Source organism: Vibrio genomosp. F10 str. 9ZD137 (genome assembly GCF_049974785.1).
Taxonomy (GTDB): domain Bacteria; phylum Pseudomonadota; class Gammaproteobacteria; order Enterobacterales; family Vibrionaceae; genus Vibrio.
In genome coordinates, this window is the sequence record NZ_JBNGCJ010000411.1 from 1 (window position 1) to 13,909 (window position 13,909).

General features: G+C 46.0%; 12 protein-coding genes and 2 pseudogenes. 8 read left to right on the forward strand and 6 right to left on the reverse strand.

Features of this window, described 5'->3' with window-relative positions:
* The 4 genes from ACP45E_RS09475 to frdD form a co-directional block, all read left to right on the forward strand.
* A partial coding sequence (locus tag ACP45E_RS09475; protein ID WP_069584930.1) for an FAD-binding protein occupies positions 1-1,197 on the forward strand: 1,197 nt, incomplete at its 5' end.
* Positions 1,197-1,955, forward strand: a complete 759-nt coding sequence (locus ACP45E_RS09480) for a succinate dehydrogenase/fumarate reductase iron-sulfur subunit (protein ID WP_017036790.1) — start codon at positions 1,197-1,199, stop codon at positions 1,953-1,955. The genes ACP45E_RS09475 and ACP45E_RS09480, both read left to right, overlap by 1 nt.
* A 2-nt stretch (positions 1,956-1,957) precedes the next feature.
* Positions 1,958-2,341, forward strand: coding sequence for a fumarate reductase subunit FrdC (frdC, locus tag ACP45E_RS09485; protein WP_017036791.1), 384 nt, complete (start codon positions 1,958-1,960; stop codon positions 2,339-2,341).
* 13 nt (positions 2,342-2,354) lie between these two features.
* Positions 2,355-2,732 (forward strand): fumarate reductase subunit FrdD, encoded by a 378-nt coding sequence (gene frdD / locus ACP45E_RS09490; protein WP_026026669.1) that lies wholly within the window; start codon positions 2,355-2,357, stop codon positions 2,730-2,732.
* A gap of 129 nt (positions 2,733-2,861) precedes the next feature.
* On the opposite strand, the gene hslU is transcribed toward frdD, so the two are convergent.
* The 5 genes and pseudogenes from hslU to priA form a co-directional block, all read right to left on the reverse strand.
* Entirely contained in the window at positions 2,862-4,196 is a 1,335-nt protein-coding gene (gene hslU / locus ACP45E_RS09495; RefSeq protein WP_017036793.1) for an HslU--HslV peptidase ATPase subunit, read from the reverse strand.
* Positions 4,197-4,279: 83 nt separating this feature from the next.
* Positions 4,280-4,822: an ATP-dependent protease subunit HslV gene (gene hslV, locus ACP45E_RS09500; RefSeq protein ID WP_017038305.1), complete on the reverse strand. Its 543-nt coding sequence runs from the start codon at positions 4,820-4,822 to the stop codon at positions 4,280-4,282.
* Positions 4,823-5,091: 269 nt separating this feature from the next.
* Entirely contained in the window at positions 5,092-5,643 is a 552-nt protein-coding gene (locus ACP45E_RS09505; RefSeq protein WP_069584932.1) for an SPOR domain-containing protein, read from the reverse strand.
* A 121-nt stretch (positions 5,644-5,764) separates the two neighbouring features.
* Positions 5,765-6,781, reverse strand: a pseudogene (gene cytR / locus ACP45E_RS09510) (DNA-binding transcriptional regulator CytR); the annotation flags it as partial.
* A gap of 213 nt (positions 6,782-6,994) precedes the next feature.
* Positions 6,995-9,196 (reverse strand): primosomal protein N', encoded by a 2,202-nt coding sequence (gene priA, locus ACP45E_RS09515; RefSeq protein ID WP_017038307.1) that lies wholly within the window; start codon positions 9,194-9,196, stop codon positions 6,995-6,997.
* A gap of 274 nt (positions 9,197-9,470) precedes the next feature.
* Here priA and rpmE point away from each other — a divergent pair, with 274 nt between their 5' ends.
* Positions 9,471-9,686, forward strand: coding sequence for a 50S ribosomal protein L31 (rpmE, locus tag ACP45E_RS09520; RefSeq protein ID WP_017036798.1), 216 nt, complete (start codon positions 9,471-9,473; stop codon positions 9,684-9,686).
* Positions 9,687-9,978: 292 nt separating this feature from the next.
* Entirely contained in the window at positions 9,979-11,268 is a 1,290-nt protein-coding gene (locus ACP45E_RS09525) for a malic enzyme-like NAD(P)-binding protein (RefSeq protein ID WP_017036799.1), read from the forward strand.
* A 229-nt stretch (positions 11,269-11,497) separates the two neighbouring features.
* Here ACP45E_RS09525 and metJ read toward each other — a convergent pair whose 3' ends face one another.
* Positions 11,498-11,818 carry a met regulon transcriptional regulator MetJ gene (metJ, locus tag ACP45E_RS09530; RefSeq protein WP_017036800.1) on the reverse strand — a complete coding sequence of 107 codons (321 nt, stop codon included), beginning with the start codon at positions 11,816-11,818 and terminating at the stop codon, positions 11,498-11,500.
* A 271-nt stretch (positions 11,819-12,089) separates the two neighbouring features.
* On the opposite strand from metJ, the gene ACP45E_RS09535 reads away from it, so the two are divergent.
* Together ACP45E_RS09535 and metL are read left to right on the forward strand one after the other, a co-directional pair.
* Positions 12,090-13,304 carry an O-succinylhomoserine (thiol)-lyase gene (locus tag ACP45E_RS09535; RefSeq protein ID WP_017036802.1) on the forward strand — a complete coding sequence of 405 codons (1,215 nt, stop codon included), beginning with the start codon at positions 12,090-12,092 and terminating at the stop codon, positions 13,302-13,304.
* A gap of 3 nt (positions 13,305-13,307) precedes the next feature.
* Positions 13,308-13,909 (forward strand): annotated as a pseudogene (metL, locus tag ACP45E_RS09540) (bifunctional aspartate kinase/homoserine dehydrogenase II); the annotation flags it as partial.

The following is a 13,909-nucleotide window of genomic DNA, read 5'->3' on the forward strand; positions in this document are numbered from 1 at the left end:
GGCGGCATTGTCACCGGTGACGGCATGGCAATGGCCTATCGTCATGGTGTTCCTTTGCGTGATATGGAATTTGTTCAATATCACCCTACCGGCCTTCCTGGTACTGGCATTCTGATGACCGAAGGTTGTCGTGGTGAAGGCGGTATTATCGTTAACAAGAACGGCTATCGTTATCTGCAAGATTACGGCATGGGCCCAGAAACACCCGTGGGCGAGCCGAAAAATAAATACATGGAACTCGGGCCTCGTGACAAGGTTTCTCAAGCATTTTGGCATGAGCAGCAGAAAGGCAACACCATCAAACACCCACTCGGTGATGTGGTACACCTTGACCTTCGCCATTTAGGGGAAGAGTACCTGCAAGAGCGTCTGCCGTTTATCTGTGAGCTATCAAAAGCATACGTCAACGTTGATCCTGCTAAAGAGCCAATTCCAATTCGTCCAACGGTTCACTACACCATGGGTGGTATTGAAACGAACGGCAATTGTGAGACTCAAATAAAAGGTCTCTTTGCGGTCGGTGAATGTGCCTCTGTAGGTCTGCACGGGGCCAACCGTTTAGGTTCTAACTCGCTGGCTGAGTTTGTGGTCTTTGGCCGCGTTGCCGGTGAACATGCCGTGAAACGCGCGGAAGAATTCAAAGGCTGGAACGACGCGTCTATCGAGAAACAAGTAAAAGCGGTAGAAGATCGTATTGCGGGCATCTTAGCTCAAGAGGGCGATGAAAACTGGGCAGACATCCGAACTGAAATGGGTCACACCATGGAAGCGGGTTGCGGTATTTACCGTCAAGAAGACTTGATGCAAGCCACCATCGAGAAAATCACAGAGCTTAAAGCACGTTACAAAAAGATTGGTATTAAAGATAAAGGCAAAGTGTTCAACACGGATCTTCTTTACGCTATCGAGGTCGGTTACGGGTTAGAAGTCGCAGAAGCGATGGCTCACTCGGCTATTTTACGTAAAGAGTCTCGTGGTGCTCACCAACGTTTAGATGATGGCTGTACAGAGCGTGATGATGAGAACTTCTTGAAGCATTCACTGGCCTACTACCAAGAAGATGCCGCACCAAAAATAGATTACCGCGATGTCAAAATCACGAAATCCCAACCGAAAGCACGTCTATACGGCGAAGCTGCTGAGAAAGCAGCGGCAGAGGAAGCTGCTCAAACGAAACAGACAGAGGAGCAAGAGTAATGCCAGCGAATCGAATTCAAAAAATTAATATTCTCCGCTATGACCCAGCCACTGATGCTGAACCTCATATGCAGGCGTTTGAAGTCCCTTTTGATGACACCATGTCTGTGCTTGATGCCATTGGCTACATCAAAGACAACCTAGACAAAGACTTGTCTTACCGTTGGTCTTGCCGAATGGCGATCTGTGGTTCATGTGGCATCATGGTTAATGGCGTACCAAAGCTAGCCTGTAAATGCTTCTTACGTGACTACCCTGATGGGGTAACGATTGAGCCTTTGGCAAACTTCCCAATCGAGAAAGATCTAATTGTTGATATGAGCTCGTTTATTGAGCGTCTGGAAGCGATTAAGCCATACATTATTGGTAACGACCGTAAACCTGAAGATGGCACTAACATTCAAACCCCAGAGCAAATGGCGAAATACAAGCAATTTGCAAGCTGCATAAACTGTGGTCTTTGCTACGCGGCGTGTCCTCAGTTTGGGCTAAACCCGGAGTTCATCGGCCCTGCGGCTCTGACCCTGGCGCATCGTTACAATCTTGATAGCCGAGACAATGGTAAGAGTGAGCGTATGGCACTGATTAACGGTGACAATGGCGCTTGGGGCTGTACGTTTGTGGGCTACTGCTCTGATGTTTGTCCTAAGAATGTTGATCCGGCTGCGGCGGTAAACCAAGGTAAAATTGAATCGTCGATGGACTTCGTGATTGCGATGTTGAAGCCCGATGGTTCAGTGAATAAGAAGGAGGCATAAGGATGAGTAATCGTAAACCTTACGTTCGTGAAATGAAACGCACCTGGTGGAGCAATAATCCATTTTATCGCTTCTACATGCTGCGCGAAGCAACGGTACTGCCGCTGATCCTATTCACTCTGTTTTTGACCGTCGGATTGGCCTCTTTAGTCAAAGGGGCTGATGCATGGCAAGGTTGGCTCGAATTTATGGCCAATCCTGTGATCATCGCCATCAATATTGTGGCGTTGGCTGGCAGCTTACTTCATGCCCATACTTTCTTTGGCATGATGCCGCAAGTCATGCCTATTCGTTTGAAAGGCAAAACGGTTGATAAGAAAGTGATTATTTTAACGCAATGGGCTGCTGTGGCGTTTATCTCCCTCGTTGTTCTCGTTGTTGTGTAAGGAGCATATTGTGATAACAAACAACTATAAAGTAGACAGATCACCAAAACGCTCTGATGAGCCTATCTGGTGGGGGCTATTTGGCGCAGGTGGCACATGGTTTGCCATGATCACTCCAGTTACCGTACTTGTTCTCGGTATCCTTGCACCTCTTGGTATTATTGACGCTGAAGCATTGAGCTACGAGCGTGTTAGTCGCTTTGCCACCAGCATTATTGGTGCCTTGTTTATCATCGGCACACTGGCTTTCCCTATGTGGCACGCTATGCACCGCCTTCATCATGGTATGCATGATCTCAAAATACACGCAGGCGTTGCGGGCAAAGTCGGTTGTTACGCCTTTGCCGGTTTGATCACTGCTCTGTCGGTTATCTTTATTGCGATGATTTAAAGTAAGCCAATCGCAGTGAGTAATAAACAGTTAGTACCATTAGCAAGTAACCATCATTAAGTAATAAAAAGGGTTGGCATAATGCCAACCCTTTTTTCTGTTCATTGTCTTTTTATTTAAACAACGTGATTAAAGAATGAAGCGGCTCAAATCTTCGTTTTCAACCAACTCACCCAGGCAGTTCTTCACGTACTCAGCATCAATGGTTAAACTTGTTCCGGCTTTGTCTGTGGCTTCAAATGAAATCTCATCCATTAAGCGTTCCATCACCGTGTGCAGGCGACGAGCACCAATATTCTCCGTGGTTTCATTCACATGCCATGCAGCTTCAGCGATCTGTGTAATACCATCTTCTGTAAAGTCGATATCCACTTCTTCCGTTTTCATCAATGCAATATATTGCTCAGTCAATGAAGCTTTCGGTTCGGTCAAAATACGCTTAAAATCGTTGCTTGATAACGCTTCAAGTTCTACTCGAATTGGCAAGCGACCTTGCAACTCAGGAATAAGATCAGAGGGCTTCGATACTTGGAATGCACCAGACGTCACAAACAAAATATGGTCGGTTTTCACCATGCCGTGCTTAGTCGATACCGTACTGCCTTCAATAAGTGGCAGTAAGTCACGCTGAACACCTTCACGAGAAACATCAGGGCCGGAGCTTTCACCACGCTTACAGATTTTGTCGATTTCATCGATAAACACAATGCCATTGTTTTCGACATTAAAGATTGAGCTCTCTTTTAACTCTTCCGGATTCACAAGCTTGGCCGCTTCTTCTTCCGTCAGTGCTTTAAAGGCATCTTTAATTTTCATCTTGCGCTTTTTCTTGGTATCTCCCGCCAAGTTTTGAAACATACCTTGAAGCTGATTGGTCATCTCTTCCATACCAGGAGGCGCCATGATTTCAACGCCCATCTGTGGCGCGGCAACATCGACTTCGATCTCTTTATCGTCTAGCTTGCCTTCACGTAATTTCTTACGGAAGATTTGGCGGGTATTCGATGAGCTATCGTCTGATTTCTCATTTTCACCCCAAGCATCACGGGCTGGCGGTAATAGTGCGTCTAAGATACGTTCTTCAGCTTGTTCTTCCGCTCGGTATTTTACTTTCTCCATCGCTTGCTGATGGGTCATCTTTATCGCCACATCTGTCAGGTCACGAATGATGGTTTCTACTTCCTTACCAACATAGCCCACTTCCGTAAACTTAGTCGCTTCAACTTTAATGAAAGGCGCGTTAGCCAGTTTAGCGAGACGACGAGCAATTTCAGTTTTACCCACACCCGTTGGACCAATCATCAAAATGTTTTTCGGCGTGACTTCAGCACGCAAGCCCTCTTCAAGTTGCATTCGACGCCAACGATTACGCAGGGCTATTGCCACTGAACGTTTTGCTTGGTCTTGGCCAATGATGTGGCGGTTAAGTTCGTGAACAATTTCACGAGGGGTCATATCAGACATAATTATTTCCTTAAAACAGTGTCACTGGCTATTTTTATTTTTCACCAACTAAAATGGGCTTTGACATAGACGAATAGTTGAGTCTATTTAACCAGTTCTGCTGGGATTTCTAGTTCTTCAATAGTGTGATGATGGTTAGTAAAGACGCAAATATCACCCGCAATTTGCAATGACTTTTGTGCAATCTCTAGCGCGTCTAATTCTGTATTTTCAAGTAACGCAATCGCAGCGGCTTGTGCAAAATTGCCACCAGAGCCAATGGCGATCAAATCGTTTTCTGGCTGAACTACATCACCGTTTCCGGTAATGATTAGCGATGCGGTCTCATCGGCTACCGCTAACAGAGCTTCTAGCTTTCTTAATGCGCGATCACTGCGCCAGTCTTTTGCCAGTTCAACTGCAGCTTTAGTGAGATGCCCTTGATGCGTTTGCAGTTTACTTTCAAATCGCTCAAACAGCGTGAACGCATCGGCTGTGCTACCAGCAAAACCAGCCAGAACCTTGTTGTTATAAAGGCGACGTACTTTTTTCGCGTTACCTTTCATGACGGTATTGCCTAGCGATACTTGTCCATCTCCCGCGATGACAACTTTATTATTTCGACGTACTGATACAATGGTAGTCACGAGTAGGGCCTCTTATTCTAGATTAGGGAGTTAAACACTGATATGAGGTCAAAACGGTAAATTTCAAGAGCAAAAGGACGCGACTCTTTGACGAAAATACATACCAAGACACCGTTATGACTGAGGTGAGTGATAAATCATGAAAAGTGACTAACTGGAATCATTTTTGTGAATAGCTTCTATGGCTGATTTCTATAAATAGCTAAAAATAAAAAAGGCTATTCCTTTGAATAACCTTCTTGATAAAAGTGGGCTAAGACATTCAATGTCTACTGTGATTCTTTCCAAATCGCACATGGCTCAATTTTAGCGCGTTGCAATTTATGCCTATCTCGCTCAGCATCACGCTTTAACGTATACGGCCCTAAAACAACACGATACCAACTGCTGCCTTCTTTTTTCCTGACTTCACTTTGAATGCCTTGAAAGGCGATGTTGGCTTTTCGTTCTTCTGCTTGTTGAGAGAGCTTAAACGCGCCACACTGCATAATGTAAGGAATATCAGAGATAACCTGCTCTTTCGCCTGAACCTCTACCTCTCGGTTTGGCAAAGACTCAACGTAGTCCCATTTTTCTTCTGGGGGCTTGGGCAATACGGTCGCAGGTTTGGGTTTTGGCTTCGCAACGGGCTTCGCAGCAGGTGTCGGTGGCTCAGGATCGTTACTTAACGTATACAGCCCGTAACCAAAAGCACCCAATAAAATAAGAGCAATGAGCCCACTTCGCCAAGGTTTTCGCCTTGGTGAACTCTTTTTCGACGCCTTTTTACTAGGCGATTTTTTGGTTCCTCGCCCGCGCTTTACATAATCTTTATTTGCCACGATGGTCTATCAACATTGAAAAGTCAGTAGGTATGTTAATTCAGATTTGGTGGGGATAACAGGGTAGAAATGGAAGCAGCGCACCAAAATGCGCTGCCAGTCAGGGGATTTAGCCAAAGAATCACACCAGTCTTGGTGGCGCAGCGCTTTCCCTAACCACCAAATGCGTTTCTAAAAGACGCGATCCTGCTCGTACATCGTGCCCTCTCAATAACTCAAGCATCATGAGCATCGCTTGACGACCGATTTCATAACGAGGCTGAGAGATCGTCGTTAATGGTGGGTCACAATACTCTGAGAATTGAATATCATCAAAGCCAACCACGGATAGATCTTGCGGAACACGTAATCCCAGTTTTTTTGCTTCTTGAATCGCGCCAATTGCCATGACATCGCTGTGACAGAAAATCGCCGTTGGTGGCTCAGGAAGTGATAATAAAGCTCTTACTGCTTTTGCACCCGCTTCAAAAGTAAAGTCACCATACGTAGTGTAAGTCGGGTTCATGCTCAAGCCACCGCGTCTCAATGCCTGTTGGTAACCTTGCTGACGGAACTGGCAAAGCACCGCATGTTGAGGCCCTGAGATTTGAGCAACACGTTTATGACCCATTTGTGTCAAATAGTTTACCGCTTCAAATGCCGATGTCAGGTTATCGATATGCACCGTAGGTAATTCAAGTTCTGGAGCAAATTCGCAAGCCATCACCATTGGCGGTAGATTTTTTTGCTCAGCTTTGCTCACATCAAAAGGAAGATCGCTGCCAAGTAGCAACATACCATCCGCTTGCTTAGTGAAAACGAGGTTAACAAAAGAGGCTTCGCGCTTTTTTTGCTGTGAGCTGTCACCCAGTAAAACAAGGTAACCATGCTCCATTGCTGCATCTTCAATACCACGAATAATTTCAGAGAAATAAGGATCGCAAATATCAGGGACGATAGTGACAATGGTTTTAGATTCATTTCGGCGCAGGTTTCGCGCCAACGAGTTTGGTGAATAGCCAGCTTCCAATACAGCATCTTCAACACGCTTACGTGTGGTCGACGATACTTTCTCTGGGTTCATCAGAGCTCTGGACACGGTTGCCGTTGAGACTCCCGCAAGCTGGGCAACATCCTTCATTGTCGCCATATTTTTAACCCTCTCTTCCTTTAGTTACAGCCACGCTGCATTGCGTATTGTTAAAGTTAATCTGGCGAACTGTCGTTCACTCTTGTTTTTCTATGTTCTGATAGTTTATTCATTTCTAAACATAAAGTTACGGTGAGATTAACACATTTTGCACGACTAGCGTGAAGTGGCTCACAAATCCCTTGTTTGTACTTTATCCAGATTCGCTCACGGCCCTTCGATTTAACTGAGATCTTGCGGTTCGATATCAATCGACCAACGGACTTTTTTCGCGATAGGTAACAGGTTTATCGCAGGTTTGGCGCTCATCAGAAGCTTCTGCATTAACGAACGCGCTTCCGTTTGTAATAACAATTGCCATCGATACTTCCCCGCTCTTTTAGCCAGTGGTGCTGGCACCGGGCCAAGAACCATGCAGTATTCATCGAACAGAGGATGCGCTTCAAGTGTATGACGAACTTGACGAAGAAAGTCTTCGACAAGCTGATTATCATTCGCTTCCGCTCTAAATAGGGTTAAATAACTGTAGGGAGGAAGTTGCGCCAACTTGCGCTCTTGAAGCGCAGTTTTCGCGAAGTGCCCATAGCTTTGATGGAGTAAAGCTTGCAGTAGTGCGTGCTCGGGGTGATGGCTTTGTAAGATCACTTCACCGGGCTTACTTGCTCTTCCAGCACGCCCGGCAACCTGAATGAATAACTGAGCCAGCCGCTCCGATGCTCGAAAATCGCTGCTGTACAAAGATCCATCCACATCCAATAGCGCCACTAAGGTCACATCCGGAAAGTGATGCCCTTTGGCCAGCATCTGCGTGCCAATTAAGATTTGATACTCACCACGACGAATGGATTCCAATGCGCTCTCTAAACTGCCTTTTCGGCGTGTGCTGTCTCGATCGATTCGTACGGTTTTGAATTCGGGAAACAATTCCAGGAGTTGGCTTTCTAACTGCTCGGTCCCGACACCAACGGTCACTAAGTTGGTTGAACCACAGCCATGGCATTGATGAATCACCGCTTGCTGAGATCCGCAATGGTGGCAACGCACCTCTCGGCTATTTTGATGGAAGGTGTAATACGCATCACAGCGTTGACACTCTGCTATCCAACCACACTCATGGCACATTAAAGCCGGAGAAAATCCACGACGATTGAGAAACAACATCACCTGATTGCCCGCGTTCAAGTGGCGTCTCATTTGAGCGATCAACGGCGCTGACAATCCACCTTCGAGATACAACCCTTTAATATCTAACACGCTGTGCGTGGCAGGCTTAGCGACACCGGCTCTTTGGGTGAGCGTTAAGTGGTGGTACTTGCCAGTTTGGGCATTGTGTAATGTTTCAAATGCAGGAGTCGCAGAACCCAGTATGATGGGTATTTGTTCTTTATTAGCTCGCATCACCGCAACATCACGAGCATGGTATCTTAACGAGTCTTGCTGCTTATAAGATCCATCGTGCTCTTCATCCACAATGATGATGCCGAGATCAGCAAAGGGGGTGAGCAGCGCAGAACGAGTGCCAATAATGATGCCCGCGATATTATCACGCGCGGATAACCAAGCATTGAGTCGCTCAGTGTCATTGAGTCCAGAGTGCATCACAGCCACTGGCACATTAAATCGCTTTTTAAAACGATTAATGGTTTGTGGCGTCAGCCCGATTTCAGGCACCAACACGAGTGCCTGGCGCTTTTGCTCTAGGACAGGCTTGATCATGTTCAGATAAACCTCAGTTTTACCCGAACCCGTCACGCCTTCCAGTAAATAACAGCCAAACCCCGGATTACTGTTCACCGTTGCAATCGCTATCGCCTGCTCTTCGTTGAGTTTTGGCTTATCAACGTTCGCTTCTACGTCACGCGGCCATGGCTTCTGTTTGGGTTTGATCTCGTGGCTCTCTATCCATCCTTTATCTTGCAATGTTTTTAAAACACTGCTGGTAATATCTTGGTCAATAAAGGACTGATGAGACAGCGGCCCATGCTCAAGCATCTTCATTACCGTCGCTTGCTTAACGGCTCGACCAAATCCCTGCATCAACTGATCGTTACCTGCTGGAGTTAACTGCCATTCTACTTGGGCAGTAAAGTCGGCCGGTTTGCCTTTCTTGAGGGCGCTAGGCAAGGCGTTGGCGAAGGTCTCACCAAGAGGGTATTGATAGAACTGACTGCACCAATGAAGTAAACCATACAGTTTTTCTGGCCAGACCGGTTCTGAATCCAACACTTTGTAAATCGGTTTGAGCTTCGATATTTCAAACTCAGATTCACTGACCATCGCGGTCACGATCCCAATCTGACTTCGAGGGCCAAAAGGCACACTGACTCGCCCACCAATCACCGGAAACAGATGATTTGGAATGAGATAATCAAATTGCTTATCCAGTGGAACAGGCAGAGCAACTCGAGCGATGGATGGGCGCATAGTGATTGGCAACTTTTAACGGCAACAAGAAAACACAGTCTAAATGATCGCTTAGTAAAGAGGGAAGCTAAAAAAGTGGCTAAATAGTTAGCAAACCTATTGATCCTCACGCAAGTATTCATTACTATACTGCGCCTTAGTGATAGGGCTTTCTGATGGGGTATTGGTCATCACGACCCGCCAAGAAGAGAGTGTTATCCATACTGTTTTATTAACTACGTGTGGTGTCCGGCATAGAATCGGATAGCGACACGGCCTAAATTGAGGTTATCCCATGAAAGCTGGAATCCACCCAGAATACAAAGCAGCGACAGCAACTTGTTCTTGCGGCAACTCGTTTGAGTTCAACTCAACGCTAACTAAAGAAACTATCCACCTAGACGTATGTGACAAATGTCACCCGTTCTACACTGGTAAGCAACGTATCGTTGATACTGGTGGCCGTGTTGATAAATTCAACAAGCGTTTCGGTGCTCTTTCAAGCAAGTAATAGCTCGCGCTATACCGAATTAAAAAAAGGACGCTCAGGCGTCCTTTTTTGTTTCTGTTGTTCTAACCTCATCGCATCTCCCCCTCTTTCTATCTTTTCCTTTATTGTCTTCCTATTTTATTCCTATCATCCTCTTTATCTTAAATAAACTCAGTGAGACCAGATCTGGTCTTATCAGTAGTCCATTCATGACTATTAATGATATGACTCGCATTCTGACCTAGGCAGGTTGACTTACATACTCTAGAATGGTCTTCCCCTTTGGCCACACTTTCAATGAGTACCTAACCCTATGTCCGATGACAACCGTCAAGAAAACACTGCTGAGTTATCTGCACAAGAAGCCTTCCGTCAACAAGCTCTTGATTACCATCAATTCCCGAACCCAGGTAAGATTGCCGTTGCACTCACAACGCCCGCTAATTCAGCGGAAGATCTGGCACTGGCTTATAGCCCTGGTGTTGCTGAACCTGTTCGTGAAATCGCGCAGAACGTAGACAATGTTTACAAGTACACCGCGAAAGGAAACATGGTCGCAGTCATTTCTAACGGTACCGCAATTTTGGGTTTAGGTAACTTAGGGCCAATCGCCTCAAAACCGGTTATGGAAGGCAAAGCGCTGTTGTTCAAACGCTTTGCTGGCTTAGATTCTATTGATATCGAAGTGAAACACCGCACCATCGACGAGTTTGTCGATACCGTTGCTAACATTGCCGATACCTTTGGTGGCATCAATTTAGAAGACATTAAAGCACCGGATTGTTTTGAAATTGAACGTCGCCTGATTGAACGTTGTGATGTGCCTGTTTTCCACGATGACCAACACGGTACCGCCATTGTTACCGCAGCGGGCATGCTTAATGCAATTGAACTGCAAGGCAAAAAGTTGGAAGAGGCTACCATTGTTTGTCTGGGTGCAGGCGCAGCAGCGGTGGCGTGTATGGAACTGTTGATCAAGTGTGGTGCCATGCGCGAAAAGATCTACATGCTTGACCGTAAAGGTGTGATTCACACTCGTCGTGATGACTTAAACGAATACAAGCAGCTGTTTGCCAACAATACCGATAAGCGTACCCTTGAAGATGTGATTGAAGGTGCTGATTTATTCTTAGGCGTATCAGGGCCAAACTTGCTGCCACCTGAAGCGCTAAAACTGATGGCGGATAAGCCGATCGTTTTCGCCTGTTCAAACCCAGATCCAGAAATCAAACCTGAACTTGCTCATGAGGTTCGTAATGACCTTATTATGGGCACTGGTCGCAGTGATTATCCAAACCAGGTCAATAATGTTCTGTGTTTCCCGTTCATCTTCCGTGGTGCTCTTGATGTACGTGCAAGCGAAATCAACGATCCAATGAAATTAGCCGCGGTGAAAGCTATCCGAGAACTGGCTAAAGAGCCCGTGCCTGCCGAGGTATTAAAAGCTGCGGGTGTTGATAGCCTTGAATTCGGGTCAAGCTACATCATTCCAAAACCGATGGATCCACGTTTGTTGCCTCGCGTAGCAAAAGCGGTGGCCGTTGCTGCAGTTGAATCTGGAGTAGCTCGAATCGACATGCCAGAAAACTACATGGCGTCGTAATCGACTCTCCTAGTAAAATAACTAAAGATATTCCAAGCATTAAAAAACCGCAGTCTTTTTATAAAGTCACTGCGGTTTTTTTGTTTCTGTGCAATTTTTAATTTCGGTCCAACAAGCGATGGCTTTACTGTGCCAGTGAGACTATTAACGTAACACTTAGCTAATAAAGTCATACTTAGCTAATGAAATAATACTTAGCTAACAAAGTAATACTTAACTGAGCCTTTTATTATTCTTGATCGTAGGCTTCAAATTCAATCCCCATTGCCGTCATCAGTGCTTTCACTTCTGCCGGAATATCATCTGGGCGATCTTTTCGTAAATCTTCATCCGTCGGTAACGGTTGGCCAGTATAAGCATGAAGAAAAGCTTCACACAGTAATTCACTGTTGGTCGCATGGCGCAGGTTATTTATCTGACGACGCGTACGTTCATCGGTTAATACCTTCAGTACTTTTAGCGGAATCGATACTGTGATTTTCTTTACTTGTTCGCTTTTTTTGCCGTGTTCCGCGTATGGACTAATGTATTCACCATTCCAGTCTGCCATTGCGCACCTTCGTTATTATCATATGGTAGTTAAGTTGAGGGGCAATTTTAGCCGGATTTAAGTCTATAAGCAAAGACATATAGACGTCTAGAAGTGTTGACGTCTTCATTTTTGATAAGTAAAGTGTCAAAAATGAGGAAGGGAATAACTGATAGCAACCTGAAATTATCCATATACCTAGGTCTATCCATATAACCAGGTATAGCCGTATTTCCCTTACGAGTCATTATAGCAGCGTCAAAAAGCATAGCCATACACAAAGGAAGGATTTATGAGCACCCGCAAGCCAGCAACAATCGCAGTTCGTACGGGAATCGAGTCAGATTCGCAACATCACGCTGTGGTGCCACCTATTTATCTCTCAACCAATTACGGCTTCCCTGCATTTGGCGAAGTGCCTAAGTACGATTACACACGTTCTGGAAACCCAAATCGCGGGTTGCTTGAAACCGCCTTGTTTGAGCTAGAGTCAGGCAAAGGCGCTGTGGTCACAAACTGTGGAACGTCTGCACTTAACCTTTGGGTATCGGCATTTTTGGGGCCAGATGATCTTATCGTTGCCCCACACGATTGCTATGGTGGCACTTACCGACTGTTTAATACACGAAGCCTTAAAGGTGACTTCAAGGTGGAATTTGTTGATCAATCGGATACCAAAGCCTTTGACGCGGCCATTGCTAAAAAACCAAAACTGATTCTGATTGAAACCCCATCAAATCCTTTAGTGCGTGTGGTCGACATTGAGAAAACATGCCAAAAAGCCAAACAAGTCGGAGCATTAGTCGCGGTCGACAATACCTTTTTAACCCCTGTGTTCCAAAAGCCTTTAGATCTTGGCGCTGACTTCGTTATCCACTCAACCACCAAATACATCAATGGTCACTCCGATGTGATTGGTGGCGTTGTGATCACCAAAACCGAAGAGCATGCAGAAGAACTCGGATGGTGGGGCAACTGCATTGGCGCAACAGGTACCCCTTTTGATAGCTACATGACGTTACGCGGCATTCGCACATTGGGCGCGCGCATGCGTGTGCACGAAGAAAGCTCACAAACCATTTTAGCCGAGCTTCAACGTCAACCTTTAGTGAAAACCATTTATCACCCGAGCCTTGAAAGCCACCCAGGCCATGAGATTGCAAAAAAACAACAGTTAGGCTTCGGCTCTATGTTGAGCTTTGAGTTTGGCGGAACCTTCGAACAATTAAAGTTCTTTGTTGAACAACTCGACCTGTTTTCACTGGCTGAGTCGCTTGGCGGTGTTGAGAGTTTGATTTGTCACCCAGCTTCCATGACCCACAGAGCAATGGGTGAAGCAGCACTTTCTGAAGCCGGCATTTCTCAGCAACTTCTTCGCCTCTCGGTTGGTCTAGAAGATGCGGAGGATCTGATCGATGACCTTAAACAAGCCTTTCAAAAAGCCGCCGCCTTTACTGGCGATGCAACGGATTCTCAAAATCCCCCCCCTTCAGAGAAAGAGGCGTAATTCATGACCATTTCACGTCAACTGCACAAATTTGGTGGAAGCAGCCTCGCGGATCCTGAATGTTACCGTCGCGTCGTCAATATACTCAAAGAGTATTCAGGCTCTGAAGATTTGGTGGTCGTGTCGGCCGCAGGCAAAACCACCAACCGATTAATCGCGTTTGTGGACGCACTCTCCAAAGATGGTCGACTCGCACACGAAGAATTACAAGCGCTTAGGCAGTTTCAAGTTGACCTGATTAACGCCCTTGTTACTGGTGATGCACAGCAAAGCTTGATGGCTCAACTCAGCGATGAATTTAGCACGCTTGGTGAGCTTACGGCTCCATTTACAGAAGCAGAACGTGCGGCCATTTTAGGCCATGGTGAGGTCTGGTCTGCAAGATTGCTGGCCGCTTTGCTTTCACAAAATGACCTGAATGCTATTTCTCAAGACGCTCGTGCTTTCTTGCGTGCGGAAGCGGGTACTCAGCCAGAAGTCGATCGAGCCAGCTCGTATACACTGATTAAAGAAGTATTGGCTCAGCATACACACCATCGCATCATCATCACTGGGTTTATGGCGCAAGACAGCCAAGGCCATACCGTACTGCTTGGCCGTAATGG